This is a genomic window from Microbacterium sp. SSM24 (genome assembly GCF_025989145.1).
Lineage (GTDB): Bacteria > Actinomycetota > Actinomycetes > Actinomycetales > Microbacteriaceae > Microbacterium.
This window is the reverse complement of sequence record NZ_JAPDNQ010000001.1, coordinates 595,491-616,189: the sequence shown is the minus strand read 5'-3', so window position 1 is coordinate 616,189 and position 20,699 is coordinate 595,491. Positions and strand designations below refer to the sequence as shown.

21 protein-coding genes are annotated in these 20,699 nt (G+C 71.0%); 14 read left to right on the top strand and 7 right to left on the bottom strand.

Annotated features, from left to right (window positions below; all coding sequences use genetic code 11):
• Positions 1-82 precede the first annotated feature (82 nt).
• The 10 genes from OL358_RS02905 to OL358_RS02860 all read left to right on the top strand — a co-directional run bounded on the left by OL358_RS02905 (position 83) and on the right by OL358_RS02860 (position 10,411).
• On the top strand, positions 83-751 hold the full coding sequence (locus OL358_RS02905) for a TetR/AcrR family transcriptional regulator (protein WP_264708439.1): 669 nt from the start codon (positions 83-85) through the stop codon (positions 749-751).
• Between the two features lie 48 nt (positions 752-799).
• Positions 800-1,084 carry a DUF2277 domain-containing protein gene (locus OL358_RS02900; RefSeq protein WP_264708438.1) on the top strand — a complete coding sequence of 95 codons (285 nt, stop codon included), beginning with the start codon at positions 800-802 and terminating at the stop codon, positions 1,082-1,084.
• Between the two features lie 85 nt (positions 1,085-1,169).
• Positions 1,170-2,858 carry an ABC-F family ATP-binding cassette domain-containing protein gene (locus OL358_RS02895; protein ID WP_264708437.1) on the top strand — a complete coding sequence of 563 codons (1,689 nt, stop codon included), beginning with the start codon at positions 1,170-1,172 and terminating at the stop codon, positions 2,856-2,858.
• A 52-nt stretch (positions 2,859-2,910) separates the two neighbouring features.
• Complete coding sequence (locus tag OL358_RS02890) at positions 2,911-4,029, top strand: GuaB3 family IMP dehydrogenase-related protein (protein WP_264710222.1); 1,119 nt, start codon at positions 2,911-2,913, stop codon at positions 4,027-4,029.
• 113 nt (positions 4,030-4,142) lie between these two features.
• Positions 4,143-4,985: an SURF1 family protein gene (locus tag OL358_RS02885; RefSeq protein WP_264710221.1), complete on the top strand. Its 843-nt coding sequence runs from the start codon at positions 4,143-4,145 to the stop codon at positions 4,983-4,985.
• A gap of 9 nt (positions 4,986-4,994) precedes the next feature.
• Positions 4,995-5,540, top strand: coding sequence for a DUF3817 domain-containing protein (locus OL358_RS02880; RefSeq protein ID WP_264708436.1), 546 nt, complete (start codon positions 4,995-4,997; stop codon positions 5,538-5,540).
• Entirely contained in the window at positions 5,537-7,120 is a 1,584-nt protein-coding gene (guaA, locus tag OL358_RS02875; RefSeq protein ID WP_264708435.1) for a glutamine-hydrolyzing GMP synthase, read from the top strand. The genes OL358_RS02880 and guaA overlap by 4 nt, the downstream gene beginning before the upstream one ends.
• 591 nt (positions 7,121-7,711) lie before the next feature.
• Entirely contained in the window at positions 7,712-9,106 is a 1,395-nt protein-coding gene (locus OL358_RS02870) for a glycosyltransferase (RefSeq protein ID WP_264708434.1), read from the top strand.
• Positions 9,107-9,197: 91 nt separating this feature from the next.
• Positions 9,198-9,827 (top strand): ClpP family protease, encoded by a 630-nt coding sequence (locus tag OL358_RS02865; RefSeq protein WP_264708433.1) that lies wholly within the window; start codon positions 9,198-9,200, stop codon positions 9,825-9,827.
• A complete protein-coding gene (locus OL358_RS02860) occupies positions 9,824-10,411 on the top strand; it encodes a ClpP family protease (RefSeq protein ID WP_264708432.1) in 588 nt (195 codons plus the stop codon). The genes OL358_RS02865 and OL358_RS02860 overlap by 4 nt, the downstream gene beginning before the upstream one ends.
• 29 nt (positions 10,412-10,440) lie before the next feature.
• Here the strand turns inward: OL358_RS02860 and OL358_RS02855 are convergent, their stop codons facing one another.
• The 4 genes from OL358_RS02855 to OL358_RS02840 form a co-directional block, all read right to left on the bottom strand.
• Positions 10,441-11,154, bottom strand: a complete 714-nt coding sequence (locus OL358_RS02855) for an MBL fold metallo-hydrolase (protein WP_264708431.1) — start codon at positions 11,152-11,154, stop codon at positions 10,441-10,443.
• A gap of 19 nt (positions 11,155-11,173) precedes the next feature.
• A complete protein-coding gene (gene ligD, locus OL358_RS02850) occupies positions 11,174-12,415 on the bottom strand; it encodes a non-homologous end-joining DNA ligase (protein WP_264708430.1) in 1,242 nt (413 codons plus the stop codon).
• 127 nt (positions 12,416-12,542) lie between these two features.
• Positions 12,543-12,887, bottom strand: coding sequence for a helix-turn-helix domain-containing protein (locus OL358_RS02845; RefSeq protein WP_264708429.1), 345 nt, complete (start codon positions 12,885-12,887; stop codon positions 12,543-12,545).
• A gap of 101 nt (positions 12,888-12,988) precedes the next feature.
• The gene (locus tag OL358_RS02840) at positions 12,989-13,909 is read right to left on the bottom strand and encodes a Bax inhibitor-1/YccA family protein (RefSeq protein WP_264710220.1); all 921 of its coding nucleotides are present in this window, start codon (positions 13,907-13,909) and stop codon (positions 12,989-12,991) included.
• 153 nt (positions 13,910-14,062) lie between these two features.
• Here OL358_RS02840 and OL358_RS02835 point away from each other — a divergent pair, with 153 nt between their 5' ends.
• From OL358_RS02835 to OL358_RS02820, 4 genes are read left to right on the top strand one after another with little or no spacing between them, the layout of a single operon-like run.
• Positions 14,063-15,070, top strand: a complete 1,008-nt coding sequence (locus tag OL358_RS02835) for a glycerophosphodiester phosphodiesterase family protein (RefSeq protein WP_264708428.1) — start codon at positions 14,063-14,065, stop codon at positions 15,068-15,070.
• Between the two features lie 35 nt (positions 15,071-15,105).
• Positions 15,106-16,128, top strand: coding sequence for an ABC transporter ATP-binding protein (locus tag OL358_RS02830; protein WP_264708427.1), 1,023 nt, complete (start codon positions 15,106-15,108; stop codon positions 16,126-16,128).
• A complete protein-coding gene (locus OL358_RS02825; protein ID WP_264708426.1) occupies positions 16,125-17,231 on the top strand; it encodes an ABC transporter permease in 1,107 nt (368 codons plus the stop codon). The genes OL358_RS02830 and OL358_RS02825 overlap by 4 nt, the downstream gene beginning before the upstream one ends.
• A 26-nt stretch (positions 17,232-17,257) precedes the next feature.
• Entirely contained in the window at positions 17,258-18,076 is an 819-nt protein-coding gene (locus tag OL358_RS02820; protein WP_264708425.1) for an MOSC domain-containing protein, read from the top strand.
• Positions 18,077-18,351: 275 nt separating this feature from the next.
• Here the strand turns inward: OL358_RS02820 and OL358_RS02815 are convergent, their stop codons facing one another.
• The 3 genes from OL358_RS02815 to OL358_RS02805 are packed head-to-tail and all read right to left on the bottom strand — an operon-like array spanning position 18,352 to position 20,574.
• Positions 18,352-19,107 carry an alpha/beta hydrolase gene (locus tag OL358_RS02815; RefSeq protein WP_319805422.1) on the bottom strand — a complete coding sequence of 252 codons (756 nt, stop codon included), beginning with the start codon at positions 19,105-19,107 and terminating at the stop codon, positions 18,352-18,354.
• Entirely contained in the window at positions 19,100-19,795 is a 696-nt protein-coding gene (locus OL358_RS02810) for a Type 1 glutamine amidotransferase-like domain-containing protein (RefSeq protein WP_264708424.1), read from the bottom strand. The genes OL358_RS02815 and OL358_RS02810 overlap by 8 nt, the downstream gene beginning before the upstream one ends.
• A complete protein-coding gene (locus tag OL358_RS02805) occupies positions 19,792-20,574 on the bottom strand; it encodes a patatin-like phospholipase family protein (protein WP_264708423.1) in 783 nt (260 codons plus the stop codon). The genes OL358_RS02810 and OL358_RS02805 overlap by 4 nt, the downstream gene beginning before the upstream one ends.
• Positions 20,575-20,699 lie beyond the last annotated feature (125 nt).

The following is a 20,699-nucleotide window of genomic DNA, read 5'->3' as shown; positions in this document are numbered from 1 at the left end:
AGTAATTGGATGATTACTTGCGGAAGCCACGGTAGTAATCGAATGATTACAAAGTCAAGTCATTCGCTGATAACCTCATGACATGGCCTCAGCGAGCGTGGACGAGAAGGCCGTCTCTGCGGACGCGGAGGCGGGCAAGCGACTGACGTCGGACGAGCGGCGTCGCCAGATCCTCGTCGCCGCGCTCGCCGTCTTCGGCGCTAGGGGGTACGAGGGCGCCACGACCGACGAGGTCGCCCGCGCCGCCGGCGTGAGCCAGCCCTACGTCGTGCGGCTCTTCGGGTCGAAGGAGAACCTGTTCCTCGCGACGATCGAAGACGCGCTCGCGCGCATGATCGCGGGATTCCGCGCCGCCCTCGCCGACACCGATGCCCCGCGCGAGCCCGGCATCACGGATGAGAAGGCCGCCGCCAAGCGGATCGGTCAGGCGTACGTTGACCTCCTCGCGGTGCGCGGTCTGCATCAGACCCTCGCGCACGCCTACCTGCTCGGCAGCCACCCGATGATCGGGCCGGCCGCCCGCAAGGGCTTCGCGACCGTGTGGCGCTTCTTCCGCGACGAGATGGGTCTCGAGGCCGACGAGGCGCGCGCGTTCATGGCCGAGGGGATGCTGATCAGCACGATGATCGGCCTGCGCATCGTCGACGACTACGGATCGGATCCGCAGATCACCGAGCTCTTCCGTTCCTGCTTCCCGACCGAGTTGCCCCACGTCCTCGAGGTTCTGCCGCGCGGCACCGAACGCTGGTGAGCCCGGGGGCGTTCCCTGCGACGGGGGCCCCGGCGTAGGGTCGGGGTCATGTGCCGGAACATCCACATGCTCCACAACTTCGAGCCCGCCGCATCCTCCGACGAGGTCCACGCCGCAGCGCTCCAGTACGTGCGCAAGATCGCGGGGACGACCAAGCCGTCGAAGGCGAACCAGGAGGCCTTCGACCGCGCGGTGCACGAGATCTCCCACATCACGCAGCACCTGCTCGACGACCTCGTGGCCGTCGCGCCGCCGAAGAACCGCGAGGTCGAGGCCGCGAAGGCGCGCGAACGCGCGATCAGGTCCGGCCGGTACGCCGCGCCGGCCGCCTGAGCCGCAGCATCCGTCCCCGGCGCTGAGGTAGTCTGGTCGGCTCCCTTCCGGCGCCTTTGCCGTGCGGAGCAGACAGGGAAAGACCGTGGGCTACATCGACATCGCCGCCGTCTCGTACGCGCTGCCCGACGGCCGGCCTCTGCTCGACGAGGTGTCGTTCCGCGTCGGCGAGGGGTCGACGACCGCGCTCATCGGCCAGAACGGCGCCGGCAAGACCACGCTGCTGCGGATCGTCCGGGGCGAGACCGCGCCGCTCTCCGGTGTCGTGTCGATCGACGGCGGACTCGGCGTGATGGACCAGTTCGTCGGCCACGGCACCGCCGGACAGACCGTGCACGACCTCCTCATCTCGGTCGCGCCCGATCGGGTGCGCCGCGCCGCACGCGAGCTCGAGGACTCCGAGGCCGCGATCATCGAGCACGACGACCTCGACACGCAGATGCGGTACGCCGGCGCGCTCGCCGACTACGCCGAAGCCGGCGGGTACGAGTACGAGACGGTGTGGGACACGTGCACGATCGCCGCGCTCGGCATCCCGTTCGCGCGCGCGCGGTTCCGCGAGCTCACGACGCTGTCCGGGGGCGAGCAGAAGCGGCTCGCGCTCGAGGCGCTGCTGCGCGGACCCGATCAGGTGCTGCTGCTCGACGAACCCGACAACTACCTCGACGTTCCCGGCAAGCGCTGGCTCGAGGAGCGACTGCGCGAGACCTCGAAGACCGTCCTGCTCGTCTCGCACGACCGCGAGCTGCTCGCGCGCGCCGCCGACCGCATCGTCACGCTCGAGGCCGGTGGCGCGGGCAGCACCGCGTGGGTGCACGGCGGCGGATTCCGCTCCTACCATCGGGCCCGCGACGAGCGGATGCTGCGCCTCGACGAACTGCGCCGGCGGTGGGACGAGCAGCACGCGAAGCTGAAGGCGCTCGTCGCGACCCTGAAGGTCAAGGCCACCGCCAACGACTCCTTCACGTCGCGGTATCGTGCCGCCCAGACGCGGTTGCGCAAGTTCGAGGAGGTCGGGCCGCCGCAGGAGCGCCCGCCCGAGCAGGACCTCGCGCTGCGGCTGCGGGGCGCGCGCACCGGCAAGCGCGCGGTCGTCGCCGAGCAGCTCGAGCTCACCGGACTCATGAAGCCCTTCGACCTCGAGGTGTGGTTCGGCGACCGGGTCGCCGTGCTCGGCTCGAACGGCTCGGGCAAGTCCCACTTCCTGCGCCTGCTCGCGCGCGGCGGCACCGACCCCGACGCCCGGCTCGGCCACGTCACCACGACGGGCGCCGGACTGGACCCGGTCGCTCACGCCGGGCGGGCGATCCTCGGCGCACGCGTCGTGCCGGGGTGGTTCGCGCAGACGCACCGGCATCCGGAGTTCGCCGGCAGGACGCTGCTCGACATCCTCCATCGGGGCGAGGATGCGCGCGCCGGGCTGCCGAGGGATGCTGCGAGCTCGGCGCTCGATCGCTACGGCCTCGTGGGCCAGGCCGAGCAGGCGTTCGACAGCCTCTCCGGCGGCCAGCAGGCGCGCTTCCAGATCCTGCTCCTCGAGCTTTCGGGTGCGACGCTGCTGCTCCTCGACGAACCGACCGACAACCTCGACCTGGTCTCGGCCGAGGCGCTGCAGGACGCCCTCTCGAGGTTCGAGGGCACCGTCCTCGCCGTGACGCACGATCGCTGGCTCGCGAAGTCGTTCGACCGGTATCTCGTCTTCGGCGGCGACGGTCGTGTGTACGAGGCCGATGCCCCGGTGTGGGACGAGGCGCGCGTCGCGCGGGAGCGCTGACGAGGGTGCTTCGGGCGGGACGAGACCCGGCGGGTAGGCTGGGGGCGTGAGCATGGACATCGAACTCGGCCGCGCCAAGCGCGCACGCCGCGCGTACACGTTCGACGACATCGCGGTCGTGCCCTCGCGGCGCACCCGCAACCCGGAGGACGTCTCGACCACCTGGACGATCGACGCGTTCAGCTTCGACATCCCCGTGCTCGGCGCCCCCATGGACTCCGTCGTGAGCCCGCAGACGGCGATCATGCTCGGACAGCTCGGCGGACTCGGCGTGCTGGACCTCGAGGGCCTGTGGACGCGCTACGACGACCCGGCGCCGCTGCTCGCCGAGATCGCCGGCCTCGAGAAAGCCGCCGCGACCCGTCGCATGCAGGAGCTCTACACCGAGCCGATCAAGCCCGAACTCGTGCGCGATCGCCTGGCCGAGATCCGCGCCGCCGGCGTCACCGTCGCCGGCGCGCTCACTCCGCAGCGCACGCAGGAGCTGTACGAGACCGTCGTCGCCGCCGGCGTCGACCTGTTCGTGATCCGCGGCACCACCGTGTCGGCCGAGCATGTCTCGTCCGTCGACCAGCCGCTGAACCTCAAGAAGTTCATCTACGACCTCGACGTGCCGGTGATCGTGGGCGGCGCGGCGACCTACACGGCCGCGCTGCACCTCATGCGCACCGGGGCGGCCGGCGTGCTCGTCGGTTTCGGCGGGGGCGCGGCATCCACTACCCGCGCCACGCTCGGACTGCACGCGCCGATGGCGACGGCCGTTGCCGACGTCGCCGGGGCGCGGCGCGACTACCTCGACGAGTCGGGCGGCCGCTACGTGCACGTCATCGCCGACGGCGGTGTGGGCACCTCGGGCGACATCGTCAAAGCGCTCGCGATGGGCGCCGACGCCGTCATGCTCGGCGTCGCGCTGGCGCGGGCGACGGATGCTCCTGGGCAGGGGTTCCACTGGGGCCCCGAAGCCCACCACCCCAAGCTGCCGCGCGGGCGCCGCGTGAAGGTCGACCAGGTCGCCTCGCTCGAGGAGATCCTGTACGGCCCCGCGCCGGTCGCGGACGGCACGGCGAACCTCATCGGCGCCCTGCGCAAGTCGATGGCCACCACCGGGTACTCCGACCTCAAGGAGTTCCAGCGCGTCGAGGTCGTGGTCGCGCCTTACAGCGCGGGATGACCGGGCCCGAGCCGCAGCCGGCGTCGGAGGCGAACGCGCCGGCGGATGACGCACCCGGCGCGACCCCTGCCGCCGACATTCCCGCGGTGTTCCCGCCGACGCTGCGCGAGGTCATGCTGCGTCCGCAGTGGATCGGGATGCTGCTGCTCTGCCTGCTCGTGGCGGGCGTGTTCGCGTGGCTCGGGCAGTGGCAGCTGAGCCGCGCCGTCGACACGGATCCGCTGCCGCCCGGGGCGACCGAGGAGATCCGTCCCCTGGCGGATGTCGCGGCACCGGGGGAGCTCATCCCCGAGCCGGTCGTGGGGCAGCGCGTCACCGTCGAGGGCTTCTGGATGCCCGGCGACTTCCTCATCGTCTCGTCGCGGTACAACGACGACGTCGAGGGGTACTGGGTGACCGGGCAGCTGCGGATCGCGGGAACCGACGAGCCGACTTCGGTCGCCGTCGCGCTCGGCTGGGCGCCCACACTCGACCAGGCGCGGACCGCCGCCGAGGAACTCGACCGCACCGCGTCTGCTGCGGTGCGGACACCGGTCACCGTGGAGGGCCGGCTCATCTCGGACGAAGGGCCGGTGCCGCCGCCGCGCCGCGAGGATCCGCAGACGCTCACCCGCATGTCTCCGGCCGCGCTGCTCGGCCAGTGGGACGACGTCGAGGGGCTCAACGTCTACCGGCCGTACATCGCCTCGGCCGAGGCCCCGTCGCCGCTGGACGACATCTCCTCGCCCGCTCCCGACGAGGGCTCGGCGGTCAACTGGCTGAACATCTTCTACGCGGCCGAATGGGCGATCTTCGCAGGCTTCGCCTTCTACCTCTGGTACCGGCTGGCCCGTGACGCGTGGGAGAAGGAGGTCGAGGACCTCCTCGACGACGTCGAGCCGAAGGAGCCCGATCGCCCGGACGAGGCCGCGGGCGCGGCATCCGCTCCGGAAATCACGCCGGAATCCCGCGGGTAGACTGGATCCATGCCCCGCGCCCCGAAGCTCGCCTCCTTCCCGGCCATCCGCGGAGCGCTGAAGTTCTACCAGATCTGCGCGATCATCACCGGTATCGGACTCCTGCTGCTGGTGGCCGAGATGATCCTGAAGTACACGCCGATCCACGTCGAGCTGTTCCTCGGCGGATCCGGCGGCTTCCTGTGGTTTGCGCCGGTGATCGCCGGTCCCGGCTGCGAGTGGTGGTCGCTGTTCGCGCCGATGACGAACGACTGCGAGATGATCTCGACAGGCGACGGGATCAACCTCTCGCTGTTCATCCTGGTGGCGCACGGCTGGTTCTACGTCGTGTACCTCTTCTCGTGCTTCCGCGTCTGGAGCCTGATGCGCTGGCCGTTCGGCCGGTTCATCACGTTGGCGCTGGGCGGCATCGTGCCGCTTCTGTCGTTCTTCATGGAGGCGAAGGTCGGCCGCGAGGTCACCTCGTACCTGAAGACCCGCGAAGAGGCCGAGCTGCACTCGCAGGCCGGCCATTCGACCCTCACCCACGCGATCCCCACGGAGAACCAGCGTTGACCGAGCAGACCGAAACCTCCCAGCGTCCCGTCCTCGTCGTCGACTTCGGTGCGCAGTACGCGCAGCTGATCGCGCGGCGTGTGCGTGAGGCGGGCGTCTACAGCGAGATCGTGCCCCACACCGCGTCGGCGGCCGACATCGCGGCGAAGAACCCGGTGGGCATCATCCTGTCGGGCGGGCCCTCGTCGGTGTACGAGGAAGGTGCGCCGGCACTCGACACCGGCGTGTTCGATCTCGGTGTGCCGACACTCGGCATCTGCTACGGCTTCCAGGTCATGGCTCAGGCGCTCGGCGGCGAAGTGGCCAACACCGGCCTGCGCGAGTACGGCGCCACGGATGCCGCGGTCACGGGCGACGGCGGTGTGCTGCTGGGCGGCCAGCCCGCCGACCAGAACGTGTGGATGAGCCACGGCGACCAGGTCTCGCGCGCCCCCGAGGGCTTCGAGGTGCTCGCCTCGACGACGGCGACGCCGGTCGCGGCGTTCGGGAGCGACGAGAAGCGCTTCTACGGCGTGCAGTGGCACCCCGAGGTGAAGCACTCCGACCACGGCCAGCAGGTCATCGAGAACTTCCTGCACAAGGCCGCGGGACTCCCCGCCGATTGGAACAGCGGCAACGTCATCGCCGAGCAGGTGGAGCGCATCCGCGAGCAGGTCGGCACCGGGCGCGTGCTGTCGGCGCTCTCGGGCGGCGTCGACTCCGCCGTCTCGACGGCGCTCGTGCACAAGGCCGTCGGCGACCAGCTCGTCGCCGTGTTCGTCGATCACGGGCTCCTGCGTCAGGGCGAACGCGAGCAGGTCGAGAACGACTACGTCGCCTCGACCGGCGTGCGGCTGGTGACGATCGACGCGCGCGAGCAGTTCCTCACGGCGCTCGCCGGGGTCTCCGACCCGGAGGAGAAGCGCAAGATCATCGGCCGCGAGTTCATCCGCACGTTCGAGGCCGCCGAGCGTGAGCTCATCGCCGAGGCGGCCGCCGACGGCGAGCCGATCCGCTTCCTCGTGCAGGGCACGCTGTACCCCGACGTGGTCGAGTCCGGCGGCGGCGCCGGCACCGCGAACATCAAGTCGCACCACAACGTCGGCGGGCTTCCCGAAGACCTGCAGTTCGAGCTCGTCGAACCGCTGCGCACCCTGTTCAAGGACGAAGTCCGCGCGATCGGCCGCGAGTTGGGCCTCCCAGAGGCGATCGTCGGCCGCCAGCCGTTTCCGGGCCCCGGCCTCGGCATCCGGATCGTCGGTGAGGTCACCGCTGACCGCCTCGAGATTCTGCGTGACGCCGACGCGATCGCCCGCGAGGAGCTGACGAAGGCCGGCCTCGACGGCGAGATCTGGCAGTGCCCGGTGGTGCTGCTGGCGGATGTGCGCTCGGTGGGCGTGCAGGGCGACGGCCGCACCTACGGACACCCGATCGTGCTGCGCCCGGTGTCGTCCGAGGACGCGATGACCGCCGACTGGACCCGACTCCCGTACGACGTGCTCGCCCGCATCTCGAACCGCATCACCAACGAGGTGCGCGAGGTGAACCGCGTCGTGCTCGATGTCACCTCGAAGCCGCCGGGCACCATCGAGTGGGAATGACCGGAAGCGGATGCCTCGAGCCTGACAGCTCGGGGCATCCGTCGTTTCTGCGGCGGTCGTGGTGAGGATGCCCTGCAGGTCTCGGTTCGATGTGTGTCTGCGAATCGCGCATGTGCTTTCACGCTCACCGTGCCTTATGTGACTTGGGGCTCACACTGCGTCGTGTGCTTCAGGCAGGTTCACGGTGCCGTATGTGACTTGGGGCTCACACTGCGTCGTGTGCTTCAGGCAGGTTCACGGTGCCGTATGTGACTTCAGGTTCACAGTGCCTCATGTGACTTCAGGCTCACAGTGCCTTGTGTGCTTCAGGCAGGCTCACCGTGCCTTATGTGACTTCGGGTTCACACTGCGTCGTGTGACTTCGGGCTCACAGTGCCACATGTGCTTTCAGGCACGCTCACAGTGCCTTATGTGACTCCGCGTTCACACGACTGGTCGGCGGGTGCTGGGCTCGTCCAGGCGGCTGTGTGAACGCGAACTCTCATGAGGCGGTGTGCGCATGAACTCACATACGAGTTTGAGAAGGTGCGACATTGTTGCGACGGCGCGCGACCCGCTGATCGTCGGCAGGCGATGAGGGAGGATGGAGGCGTGACGACATTCCCGGATGCCGAGTACCTGATCCTGTCGAGTCGGCTCATTCCCGACCACGACGGCGGCTACGCGATGGCGATCCTGTCGCGCGCGCGCCAGATGGCGGCGGCGGGTGTCGGCGGCGGCCGGGGACCGCTCATCCTCACGTTCGATCCCGGTACGCCCGCCGACCACGCCCGCCATCGCCGGGCGTTCGACGAGCGCGACCTGATCACGGGCACCGACCGCATGCGGAATCTCTTCGACGAGGCATCCGCCCGCTCCGGCGGGGCAGCCGGCTGGCTGCTCGAGGCCGCTGAGCCCGGCGACCCCGATCCGGCTCTCGAGTACCGCCGCATCGCCGACGCCGAGGGCCGACCGGTCGTGGGGCTGCCGGTGATCCACGGTGATCCCGACTGGCACATCACGACCGCGCCGGTCGCGGTCTACGGGCATGACGGGCATGTGGCGGGCGTCGTCGCGGGCTTCGGCGCCCTGTACCGCGCGTGGCTCGCCGCGGTCGTCGCGGGGCTGCGCGCCGACGACGGCGACAAGCCGGTCGTCGTGATCTGCGAATCGCGCCAGCTCGGCGAGCTCATCGCCGGGTGGGGTGACCCCGGTGTGCGCCTGATCCACTCGATCCACACGATCCATCTCGAGCCGCCGCACACCCCGGATGCCCCGCTCAATCCGCTGTGGACCCGCTGGTTCACTCTCGCCGAGCGATTCGACGCCGTCCTGTGGCTGAGCGAGGCGCAGCGGTCCGATGTCATCGAGCGGTTCGGCGACGAGGGTGTGCACCTCGTGATCCCGGCCGGGGTGCCGGCCGCCTCCACCGTCGTGCCGGGCGCCGACCGCGTGCCGGGGCGGGTGGTCATGCTCAACCGGCTCGCGCCGGGCAAGCGCGTCGACCACGCGATCCGGGCGTTCCGCGCCGTGCTCGCGGCGGTCCCGCACGCGACGCTCGACATCTACGGCGGCGGCGCCGAGCGCGACGCGCTCCAGCGCCTGATCGAGGACGAGGGCCTCACCGCGCACGTCGTCCTCCGCGGGATCACCGGCGAGCCCGTGCGGGTGCTGGACGCGGCATCCGCTTTTCTCACGACCTCGGCGTTCGAGGGGCAGGCGCTCGCGATCGTCGAGGCGATGGTCCGCGGCACGCCCGTGATCGCCTACGACGTGCCCTACGGCCCGCGCGACCATCTCGCGAACGGCGGTGGGGTCCTCGTGCCGAACGGCGACGAAGCGGCGCTGGCGGCCGCGATCGTGCGGGTGATCGCCGATCCCGAGGAGCACGCGCGCCTCTCGCGCGAGGCGGCGCAGATGGCGCGACGTGTCGACCCCGATCGGGTCACGGAGGCCCTCGCCCAGGCCGTCGAGGACGTGCTCGCCGCGCCGTCCCGCCGGGCCTGACCCCGCCGCCGGGAAGGCAGATCCGCCGTTGGCGGAGCCGCCGACGGCGGAATCGGATGCCGCGCACCGCCGTCGCGCGCAGGCTGGGGCCATGGCTGAAGAAGGCAAGATCCCGCAGTTCGGGGCCGAGGCGCGACGCGAGCTGTTCCACCAGCGCGTGCTCGTGCTCGACGGTCCGCTCGACGACGACAACGGCACCCTCATCGCGACGCAGCTGCTCGCGCTCGCGGCCGAGGACGAGGCATCCGACATCGCCCTGTGGATCCACTCGCCCGGAGGCTCGGTCCCGTCCATGCTCGCGATCCGCGACATCATGCGGCTGATCCCGAACGACGTCGCGACCCTCGCACTCGGGCTCGCGTGCAGCGCAGGGCAGTTCCTGCTGTCGGCCGGCACACCGGGGAAGCGTCGGGCGCTGCCGCACGCGCGCATCCTCATGCACCAGGGCTCGTCGGGCATCGGCGGGTCGACGGTCGACGTCGAAGTGCAGGCCGACGACCTGCGCCACATGCGCGACACCGTCCTCGGCCTCATCGCGCAGGACACCGGGCAGGACCTCGATCGCATCTTCGAGGACTCCCTGCACGACCGCTGGTACACCGCCGCCCAGGCGCTGGACTACGGCTTCATCGACGGCATCGTCGATCACTTCGCCCAGGTCGTGCCGCGCCGCCGGCGTCCCGCGGGCCTCGGACTCGGACCCGCGGAGGTGGCGGCATGAGCTCGTACACGATCCCGAACGTCGTGGCGCAGCATCCGCGCGGCGACCGCGTCATGGACGTCTACTCGCACCTGCTCTCGGAGCGCGTCGTCTACCTCGGCACCGGCATCGACGCGGGAGTGGCGAACGCGCTGATCGCCCAGCTGCTGCACCTCGACGCCGACAGTCCCGAGCGCGACATCCAGCTCTACATCAACTGCGAAGGCGGCGACCCGGCCGCGATGCTCGCCGTGTACGACACCATGCAGCACGTGCGTCCGGATGTCGCGACCACCGTCGTCGGGCAGGCGATCGGCGTCGGGGCCGTGATGCTCGCGGCGGGCGCCGCCGGCAAGCGCGCCGTGCTGCCTCATGCGCGGGTCGTGCTGCATCAGCCGGCAGGGCAGGGCCGGGGAGCGATCCCCGACCTGATCCTGCAGGCCGATGAACTGGTCCGGGTGCGCGGGGATGTGGAGGCGATCCTCGCGCGGCACACGGGGAAGGATGCCGCGCAGCTGCGATCCGACACGGATCGGGATCGGGTGTTCACGGCCGTCGACGCGGTCGCGTACGGTCTCGCGGATCGCGTGCTCGAGAGGAGCTGAGCGGACCCGGCGCGCGCCCCGGCCGCGGATCAGCCGCGCGCGGCCCGGACGGCCGCGGCGACCTCGTCCGCGGAGCCCTGCCACGGCGCACCGTGCCCGGGCAGCACCCAGCTCGCGCCGAGTCCGGCGAGGCGGTCGAGCGAGATGAGTGCGCGGTCGGGCTCGTCGGTGAACGGCGCCGGCTGCAGGCCGAGGCGGCCGGTGAGCACGTGCCGCGTGGTGAGCGCGTCGCCGACGAACAGGGCATCGGCGATCGGGACGTGCGGGGCGATGCTTCCCGGCGAGTGGCCGGGGAGCCCGATCACGCGCGGGGCGCCCGGCAGGTCGAGCACGTCGCCGTCGCCGATCTCGACCACCTCGGTGAGGTGCTCCGTACGCCACCCGCGCTTGCGGAGGGCGTAGGCGAAGAACCCGAACGTGGGGCCGAGGCGCATCGGACCCATCGGCGTGTTCGGCTTGTCGCCGCCCCGCGCCCGGTCCGCGTCGGCGGCGTGCACGTACACGGGCACGCCGTGCTCACGGCGCAGCCGCTCGGCGAACCCGATGTGATCGCTGTCGCCGTGGGTGAGCACGAGTCCCTTGACGTCGGCCGGGGTGCGGCCGATCCCCTCGAGCTCGGCCGTCAGGTCATGCCAGTGCCCGGGGAGGCCGGCGTCGATCACGGTGATCCCCTCGGGGGTCACCACGAGGTAGGCGGCGACGATGTCGTTGCCGATGAGGTGAAGATGGGGACCGAGTCTCATGAGATTCCTCCGCGACGAACTAGCCGGCGGGCCGCCCTGGCCACACCTTGCCGGCCCACGGGTCGTAGTCGGCGATCAGCGCCTCCTGCTCGGGCCGCTCGCTCTCGGGCACGTGCTGAAGGTTGACGCGCACGCGGTACCAGAGCGAGCTCGATCCGCGCATGCCGTCGACGAGGACGTCGGCCGGATGCAGGAGCGGCACGACGGACGGATGCCGCGCCCGCCACTCCTCGAGCGCATCGAGCGCCTCGGGCTTGGTCTTGGTGCGAGCGATCTCGATGAGCGGCATCGTGGACTGCCGCCTGCCGTCGCCGTCTCCCGCGCGCGGCGGCTTCTCGGCCGGGCCGAGCTCCTTCGCCAGCGCGAGCAGCGCGTCGAGGCTGCCGACCGCCTCGTCGATGCCACGGTGCGGGTCGCCGATCGCGGTGAAGCGCTCGAGCACCGTCGCGACGGTGAACTCCTCGGGGCGGCGGATGCCGACCTCGTCCCACTCCATCGGCGTCGAGACGCGTGCGTCCGGAAGCGGACGGATCGAATAGGCCGAGGCGACCGTGCGGTCCTTCGCGTTCTGGTTGAAGTCGACGAAGACGCTCTCGCCGCGCTCCTCCTTCCACCAGCGGGCGGTCGCGAGTCCGGGCGCGCGATTCTCGACCTCGCGGGCGAGCGTCTCGGCCGCGAGCCGCAGTTGCTTGTAGTCCCAGTCGGGCGCGATGCGGACGAGGATGTGAAGGCCGCGGGATCCGCTCGTCTTCGGCCAGCCGACGAGGCCGACGTCGTCGAGCACCTCGCGAGCCACCATCGCCACGTCGACGATCTGCGACCAGTCCACGCCGGGCATCGGATCGAGGTCGATGCGCAGCTCGTCGGGGTGGTCGAGATCCTCGGCGCGCACCGGATGCGGGTTGAGGTCGAGGCATCCGAGGTTCACGACCCACGCCAGGCCCGCGGCATCCCGGATCACCGCCTCTTCGGCCGACGTGCCCCGCGCGTACTGGAGCGTCGCGGTGTCGACGAACTCGGGATGGTTCTCGGGCACCCGCTTCTGGAAGAACGCCTCCTGGTCGATCCCCTTCACGAAGCGCTTGAGCACCATCGGCCGACCGCCCGCCCCGCGCAGGGCGCCGTCGGCGACCGCGAGGTAGTACTGCACGATCTCGAGCTTCGTGATGCCGGGCACCGGGAACACGATCTTGTCGGGACTGGACACCCGCACCTCGTGCCCCTCGACGTCGAGGAAGACTTCCTTGCGCGCTGGGCTCACCCGCCCCACGCTAGCGCCGGCCGCCGACGCCGGCCAGGGCCAGCACCCAGTCCGTTTGTGAGGGCGAATGTGCGCTCGATGCGGATGCCAGGCGTACATTCGCCCGCACAAACGGAACGAGAGAGGGTCAGGCGGCGAGGGCGACGGTGCCGCGGGCGGGGGCGGGGGCGGCGGTAGGGGCGGCGGCGCCGCGCAGCTCGCCGGCGACCGCGGCGGTCAGCTCGACGAGGGTGATCTCGAGCGCGCCGGCGACGGCGGCGATCATCTCGCTCGAGGGCTCCTTGAGTCCGCGCTCGATCTCGGACAGGTACTGCGGCGACACGCCCGCCCGCTCGGCGGTGTCGGCCAGGCGCTCGCCGCGATCGTGACGCAGGCGGCGGAGCTGGTCGCCCAGCGCGTCGCGCCACAGCGGTTCGGGCTCGCGTGGCGAGCGCGGCGCGGGCTTCGTCGGCAGCGGGATGATCTCGGCCATGCGGTCACGATAGAACGCGGATGCCGCGCCCTGCCTCCCGTTCCGCTCAGAGCAGAACGGCCGCCCGGAGAACCGGGCGGCCGTTCTGGAAGGTGCGGCGACTAGTTCGAGCCGCGGACGATCGCGATGATGCGCAGGATCTCGATGTAGAGCCAGACGACGGTCACCATGATGCCGAAGCCGCCGAGCCAGCCGTACTGACGGGGAGCGCCGTTGCGCACACCCTGCTGGATCGAGTCGAAGTCGAGGACGAGCGAGTACGCCGCCATGATGACGACGAGGACGCCGATGATGACGCCCAGCGGGATGCTGAAGCCGCCGATGCCGATCGACGTGCCGAACAGGCCCCACGGGTCCGAGCTGATGCCCGTCCACATGAGGACGAGGTTCAGCAGCGAGAAGACCAGGTAGCCGACCATCGCGATCATGAAGACCTTGGTGGCCTTCTTCGAGGCGCGGATCTTGCCGCTCGCGAACAGCGCGAGCGTGACGCCGACGACCGACAGGGTGCCGAGCGTCGCCTGCAGGACGATGCCCTCCCACTGAATCTCGAAGAATGCCGAGATTCCGCCGACGAAGAGTCCCTCGAACGCGGCGTAGCCGAAGATCAGCGCGGGACGGATCTTCTTGCGCGACGTGAAGATCACGACGAGCGACAGCACGAACCCGCCGAGCATGCCGATGATCCACGGCATGATCGTGGGAGCGCCGGTCTCGGCCACGGGGGCCATGGTCCAGACCCAGCCGGCGACGGCGGTCACGAGCAGGACGGCGAAGAGTCCGGCGGTCTTCCACACGGTGTCTTCGACCGTCATGCGGTCGGTCTCGACCGCACCGGCGGACGGGGCGGCGTACATGCCCTCGAGCTGAGCCTGGGCAGCGGCATCCACTCCGGCGTGCTGCGCCGAGGCGGTCTGCGTCTGCGCAGCGGGCGGCTGCAGCCCGGGACGGCCGGGGTAGGTCTTGGCGGCCTTCGAGTCCTGGAAGGCGGGGTTGTTGAACGCGGGGTTGTCGAGGGCCACTGCTCTCACACTCCAAGTCACGGGTTGCACAGCACGGTGCTGTTGATCAACGATATCCGACGCCGCACCGGGGGTGGAGGCCGGCCGCTGTGAGACGGCCATGAGCGGATGCCGCGGCCCCGCCGGTCCGGATGCGCCGGGTAGCCTGGAGCGATGCCGCGCCGGACCCCGCTCGTGATCGGTCATCGCGGCGCCCCGGGGTATCGCCCGGAGCATTCCCGGTCGTCCTACGACCTCGCCCTCGAGCTCGGCGTCGACGGCGTGGAGCCCGACATCGTCGTTTCGTCGGACGGCGTGCTCGTCGTCCGGCACGAGAACGAGATCTCGGGCACCACCGACATCGCCGATCGCCCGGAGTACCGGGACCGTCGCACGACGAAGACCGTCGACGGCGCCGAGCTGACCGGCTGGTTCACCGAGGACTTCACCTGGGACGAGCTGTCGACCCTCGGATGCCGCGAGCGGCTGCCCGCGCTGCGCCCGTCGAGCGCGACGTTCGACGATCTGCAGCCGGTGCTGCGCCTGCGGGACGTGCTCGACCTCGTGCGGGGCGCGTCGCTCGCGCAGGGGCGTGAGATCGGCGTCGTGCTCGAGATCAAGCACGCCACCTACTTCGCCTCCCTCGGGTGGGACATCGCCGAGCTCGTCGACGCCGAGCTGCGCGCAGCGGGGTGGGCGGACGGCGAGCTGCCGCTCACGATCGAGGCCTTCGAGTCCACCGTGCTGCACCGGCTGCAGGAGCGCGGCATCCGCGCGTCCTACATCTATCTGCTCGAGGCCGCGGGGCGTCCCTTCGACCTGCTGTCGCAGCAGGGGACGGCGGCGCTGACGTACCGGCAGACCGCGGCCCCGAAGGGGCTCGACGGGCTCGTGGGGCGCGTCGACGGGATCAGCGTGGACAAGCGCATGATCCTCGCGCCCGACAAGCTCGGTCGCCTCGGCAGCTCGACGGTGGTCGCCGACGCGCACGAGCGCGGACTCCGCGTGTTCACGTGGACGTGCCGGCCCGAGAACAACTTCCTCATCGGGCAGTTCCGCGGGAGGGGCGGGGCAGCCGCGTTCGGCGACTGGGAGGCCGAGTGGACGGTGATCCGGGATGCCGGAATCGACGGCGTCTTCGTCGACCACCCTGACCTCGGCGTGGCGTTCTTCGGTTCCTGACGCTCCCGCGAAGACGGTATGAGATGGTGAGTCCCATGACTTCCCCCGGCATCGTGGTGCAAGGAGTCCGTCGCTCGTTCGGAGAGATCCACGCGGTCCGCAACGTGACGCTGCAGGCGCACGCCGGCCGCGTGACCGGCCTCGTCGGGCCGAACGGCTCGGGCAAGACCACCCTCCTGCTCATGCTCGCGTCCCTCCTGGCCCCCGACGCCGGAACGATCCGCATCGAGGGCGTCGACCCCGTGACCGACCCGCACGCCGCCCGTGCGCTGATCGGGTGGATGCCCGACGCCCTCGGCGCCTGGGGCTCGCTCACCTCCCGCGAGACGCTCGTCGTGACCGGCCAGCTGTACGGGATGCCGAAGCCCGTCGCCGCCGCGCGCGCCGAGGCTCTCCTCGCCGAGGTGGGACTGACCGGTCTGGCCGATGCGGCGGCGAAGGTCCTCTCCCGTGGGCAGAAGCAGCGACTCGGCCTCGCGCGCGCGCTCGTCCACGAGCCCCGCATACTGCTGCTCGACGAGCCCGCCTCCGGCCTGGACCCGCAGGCCCGCATTGATCTCCGCGTGCTCCTGCGCCGCTTCGCGGCCGAAGGACGCACGGTGCTCGTCTCCAGCCACATCCTCAGCGAGCTCGAAGAAGTCGTGGACGACGCGGTGTTCCTTCTCGAGGGCGAGACGGTCGACACCCGCCGCGTGGAGGCGGCGGCGCGGCGCGCGCGGCCCTGGCGCGTGCGGATCGCCGGGGCGGAGGCATCCGATTCCGCCACCCGCGTCGGGCAGGCGCTCGGTGCGGCCGCACGCGTCGATCGCCGCGACGTCATCGTCGACTTCGAGTCCGACGAGGCGGCCGCCGACGCGCTGCGCTCGCTGATCGGCGCAGGTCTCGCGGTCGCGGAGTTCGCGGCGGCCCAGGGCAGCCTCGAGCACACGTTCCTCGACCTCGGCAAGGGCATGCCGCCGGCGACGCCCGAGGGGGCGCCACCCGGTGCGCTGCCTCCCACGACGCTCCCGGAGGCGTCTGCAGCCCACCCCGATGCCGACGAGGAGGCCACGTCGTGAACGCACAGCGCCTGGGAACGATCGTCCGCCTCGAACTGACGCAGCGCACCCGCAGCGTCGCCTGGTACATCCTGCTCGGCGTCTTCGCGCTGCTGCTCGTCATCGTGACCGCGCTGTCGTTCATGGCCTTCAGCTGGTCGGATCGGGAGCAGGGCTCCGCGATCTACTCGACGATCGTCTACATCACGCTGCTGCTCGTCGTGCTGGTCTCGCCGACCCTCAGCGGCAACTCGATCAACGGCGACAGAGACGCCGCGACCCTCGCGCCGGTGCAGGTCACACTCGCGACGACGGCCGACATCATCGTGGGCAAGTTCCTCGCGGCGTGGATCACCGGCCTCGCGTTCGTGGCGGTGTCGATCCCGTTCCTGGTGATCGCGACCCTGTCCGGGGGAGCGGATGCCGCGACCATCACGGTCTCGCTGCTCGTGCTCATCGTCGAGGTCGGCATCATCGCCGCGATCGGCGTCGCCCTCAGCGGCGTCATCGCGCGGCCGCTGTTCTCGGTCGCGACGACGTACCTCGTGGTCGCGGCCCTCGTCATCGGCACCCCCATCGCCTTCGCGCTCGTCGGCGCCACGATGCGCACCGAGCAGACGTACAACAACCGATCGATCGACTGGGAGTCCTACGAGGAGGACGGCGAGTTCCCGTGCATGCCCGGCGAGAGTCCGAGCGACGACTACCCGTGCGTGCAGGATCCGTCGCCGGAGTGCGGTGAGTGGTCCACCTACACGAACGAGGTGCCGCGGTTCGATCGCGTGTGGTGGATCCTCGCCGCGAACCCGTTCGTGATCCTCGCCGATGCGACGCCCACGACCTTCGACGCGAACGGGTACCCCGTCGACCTCTTCGGGCAGATCAAGCTCGGCATCCGGGCAGCCCAGGAGCCGCCCGCCGACGAAGTGACGTGGGACGAGTGCAGTCCCCAGTCGATGGAGGACCAGCAGCCCACTCCCGAGGAGATCATCGCGCAGTCCACCCCGAGCTGGTTCGTCGGTCTGGGTCTGCAGATCCTGCTTGCGGCGGGCCTGCTCTGGTGGGCCTGGTCCCGCACGAGCACCCCGGCGCGCCGACTGCCACCGGGAACGCGGATCGCCTGAGCGCGGCGGGGCGATAGCGTTCTCGGGTGCAGGTGACCAGGGTTCGCATCCATCCGGTGAAGTCGTTCGCGGGGACCGACGTGCCCTCCGCCAGGGTGCTGCCGTGGGGACTGGACGGTGACCGCCGGTGGGCTGTCGTCGATCCCGGCGGCGAGCCGATCACGGCTCGGGAGGCGAACGGCCTGCTGGGTCTCACCGCGGTCATGGGCGAGGACCGGGCGCTGATGCTGAGCGACCGCGACGGCGGTGCGCTGCGCGTGCCCGAGCCCACGGATGCCGCGCCCGTCGCGGTCGGGTTCTCCCGCCAGGGCTCGGCCCTGCCTGCCGGACGCGACGCCGACGACTGGGTGAGCGCGCGCATCGGCCGACCGGCGCGCCTGGTGTGGCAGCCCGACCCCCGGGTCCGCAGCGTCAACCCCGACCACGGCGGGCTGCCGGGGGATCGCGTGTCGCTCGCCGACGTCGGGCCGCTGCTGCTGGTGAGCGAGTCGTCGATGGCCCAGCTGAACCGCTGGACCGACGACGCGGCGCCGGAGCTCGACATCCTGCGCTTCCGCCCGAACCTCATCATCGACGGCGACTCCGACGCACCGTTCGCCGAGGACTCCTGGCCGTTCGTGACGCTCGGCGCGGTGCGGTTCCGGGTGAGCGGCGTGTGCGACCGCTGCGTCATGACGACGATCGATCCCGACACGCTCGCGCGTGGCAAGGAGCCGATCCGCACGCTCGCGAAGCACCGACGGTGGGACGGCAAGACCTGGTTCGGGGTGTGGCTCGTGCCCGACCTCGACGGCGCGCCCGCGGATGCCGTGGTGCGCGCGGGTGATGCGGTCGTCCCCGGCTGACCCTCGGCCCACGGATTTCCGCGGCGGGATCGGCGTGGCGGGTTCCCGCCACGCCGAAAAACGCTGCTCGTGTCGTGCACGGGTTGTGCATTCTGTCGCATATACGGTGTTGCTCGAGGCTTCCCCAGGGCCTCACACCTGCCGGCCCCCCGCTCGCCCGACTCTTCAGCGCGACGGATCTGGTAGGGGAAGCGGTCCGGACCACCCCCTGATTCCCGGACCGCTTCACCCTTTTCCGGCCGCGCAGGCGGGCGGGCGGCGCCCCGCCGCCGGCGTCACGCCTCTCGCGTCAGGTGCCTGCCGAAGAAGCGGCTCGCGTCCTCGCCCGCGTGAGCGGGAACGCCGCGGTGACCGCCCATGTTCGCCTGCAGCGTCTTCTCCTCCGACCCGAGCGCATCGAAGAGGTCCAGAGCCATCGCCCGGTCGTTGCCCTCGTCGTCCCACTGCAGCAGGACGTGCACGGGGATCGTGACGGCCCGCGCCTCGGCGAACATCGAGGCGGGCACGAAGCTGCCGGCGAAGAGTCCTGCGGCGGCGATGCGCGGCTCGACAGCGGCGAGCCGGATGCCGACGGCGATCGGGCCTCCTGAGTAGCCGACCGGTCCGTCGACCTCGGGGAGCGCGAGCACCGCATCGAGGGTCGCCTGCCATTCGGGCACGGCCCGCTCGACCAGAGGCAGCACGAGGCGGTCGATGACGTCGGGCGTCGGCGCCCCGCCCGCCGCGAGCGCGCGACGGAGATCCGCGCGGGCCTCGTCGATCTGCGGCATCCGCTCTCTCCCACCGCCCCCGGGAAGTTCGATCGTGACGGAGGCGAAGCCGTGATCCGCCGAGGCGCGGGCACGCGCGAGGAGCCGCGGGTACATTCCGTCGAGCCCGCCGGGGTGGCCCATCAGCACGAGCGGGAGAGCGGATGCCGCCACCGGCGTCCACAGGATGCCCGGGATGTCGCCGAGCTCGAAGCGGCGCTCGACGAGGTCGTCGTCGAGGAGTCGTTCGGAGGTGAAGCGCATGGCCGTGCGCTCAAGCACCGTCGGATGCCCCGCCCAGGTCGGGGAAGTGCTCCCACGCGCCCTCGGAGATCACGCGGACCTCGCCGTCGACGACGGAGATCGCCGTCTGCTCGTCGATCGCGTAGGCCGGGTGCCCGATCTTCGCCGCCCAGCGGTGCGCGGCCTCAGTCGTGTTCGACGTCCAGCCGGGGTAGTCGAGGTGGGGGAAGATCGAGAAGTCGACCACGCCGAGCGTCTCGTCGGTGCCGTCGGGATCGCGGTCGACGAACTCCGGACCGATGCGCGGCGTCATCACCATGCTCCCCGCGCTCACGCCGACCCACACGGTCTCGGCGAGCTCGGGGAGCAGGGCCGCGAGACCGGACTCGCGCATCCAGTGCGCGAGGTAGACGGCCTCGCCCCCGTCGACCAGGAGCACGTCGGCATCCTTCACCCAGGGCACCCAGCGCTCCTCGCCGATACTCGCCAGCGCGGTCAGCTCGAGCACGCCGACGGACTTCCAGTCGAGACCGACGAAAGCCTGCTCGCCGGGCCAGCGCGCGGCCGTCGACCGCCACACCGACTGCGGCGAGCACGCGGGCTGCCCCCACTGCGCTGTGGGGATGAAGAGCGCATCGGACTCCTCGATGGGCTTGCCGAGGAGGCCGACGAGTTCCTCGCGGATCGAGTCGTTGGTGATGCCGCCGGACGTGAGGAGGAGTTTCATCGGTCACCTTTCGTGGAGGCTTTGAGGACGTCGGCCGTGGCCAGCGCGGCGGTGGCCGCGCGACGGCCCTCGGCGATCAGACGCGGGACATCCCGCATGCTCCACTGCGCCATCCGCTCCATCTCGGGCTGCACCAGCAGCGTCGACGGGTCGGCGATCAGCTGGGAGATCTTGGTGGTCGTGCGCATCATGCGCACGTTCTCCCACTTCGCGTGCAGGTGCACGACGATCACCCTGTCGGCGCCGAGCGTGCGCGCGGCCGAGTGCGGAACGTTGTCGACCATCCCGCCGTCGGCGAGCAGTCGCCCGCCGAGGCGGACCGGCGGCAGCAGGCCCGGCACGGCGATCGAGGCCCGCAGGGCGGCACTCAGGGGACCGTGGTCGATCGTGACGGCCTGGCGCGTGCGCAGATCGGTCGCGACCGCGCCGAATCGCCGGGGCAGGTCCTCGATGCGGGGGTCGTCGCCGAGCAGCCGGTGGATGGCGTCGGTGACGACGCGCGTATCGAGGAGTCCCCACCGGGGCTGGAAGCTCCAGGCCGCGATGCGGCTCCACCGGAACCGAAGCGCGATCTCCTCGAGCGCGCCGCCGTCGAGGCCGGCCGCGTAGGCGGCGCCCACGAGGGCGCCCGAGCTCGTGCCCGTGACGATGTGAGGACGGATGCTGTGTTCCTCGAGCACCTGCAGGACTCCGACGTGCGCCGCGCCGAATGCGCCACCGCCGCTGAGCGTGATCCCGAGGCGGGTGTCGTCGGCGGGTGGGGCGGGCTCGAGGGGCACGTCGCGACGGTACCACCGAGGTGCGACGCTGTCTCCGGCGCGGACCTGTGCAAAAACTGAGGGACTGCACAGCGTTTCATTTGTCGGCGCGCCCGACGATTCACTAGCGTGGGGATCACTGTGCA

What these genes read in the sequence shown, in the direction of transcription:
- OL358_RS02905 (WP_264708439.1), top strand. Translation starts at nt 83, where the DNA reads ATGGCCTCAGCGAGCGTGGACGAGAAGGCCGTCTCTGCGGACGCGGAG.
- OL358_RS02900 (WP_264708438.1), top strand. Translation starts at nt 800, where the DNA reads ATGTGCCGGAACATCCACATGCTCCACAACTTCGAGCCCGCCGCATCC.
- OL358_RS02890 (WP_264710222.1), top strand. Translation starts at nt 2,911, where the DNA reads ATGGACATCGAACTCGGCCGCGCCAAGCGCGCACGCCGCGCGTACACG.
- OL358_RS02885 (WP_264710221.1), top strand. Translation starts at nt 4,143, where the DNA reads ATGCTGCGTCCGCAGTGGATCGGGATGCTGCTGCTCTGCCTGCTCGTG.
- OL358_RS02880 (WP_264708436.1), top strand. Translation starts at nt 4,995, where the DNA reads ATGCCCCGCGCCCCGAAGCTCGCCTCCTTCCCGGCCATCCGCGGAGCG.
- OL358_RS02865 (WP_264708433.1), top strand. Translation starts at nt 9,198, where the DNA reads ATGGCTGAAGAAGGCAAGATCCCGCAGTTCGGGGCCGAGGCGCGACGC.
- OL358_RS02860 (WP_264708432.1), top strand. Translation starts at nt 9,824, where the DNA reads ATGAGCTCGTACACGATCCCGAACGTCGTGGCGCAGCATCCGCGCGGC.
- OL358_RS02855 (WP_264708431.1), bottom strand. Translation starts at nt 11,154, where the DNA reads ATGAGACTCGGTCCCCATCTTCACCTCATCGGCAACGACATCGTCGCC.
- OL358_RS02845 (WP_264708429.1), bottom strand. Translation starts at nt 12,887, where the DNA reads ATGGCCGAGATCATCCCGCTGCCGACGAAGCCCGCGCCGCGCTCGCCA.
- OL358_RS02835 (WP_264708428.1), top strand. Translation starts at nt 14,063, where the DNA reads ATGCCGCGCCGGACCCCGCTCGTGATCGGTCATCGCGGCGCCCCGGGG.
- OL358_RS02830 (WP_264708427.1), top strand. Translation starts at nt 15,106, where the DNA reads ATGACTTCCCCCGGCATCGTGGTGCAAGGAGTCCGTCGCTCGTTCGGA.
- OL358_RS02810 (WP_264708424.1), bottom strand. Translation starts at nt 19,795, where the DNA reads ATGAAACTCCTCCTCACGTCCGGCGGCATCACCAACGACTCGATCCGC.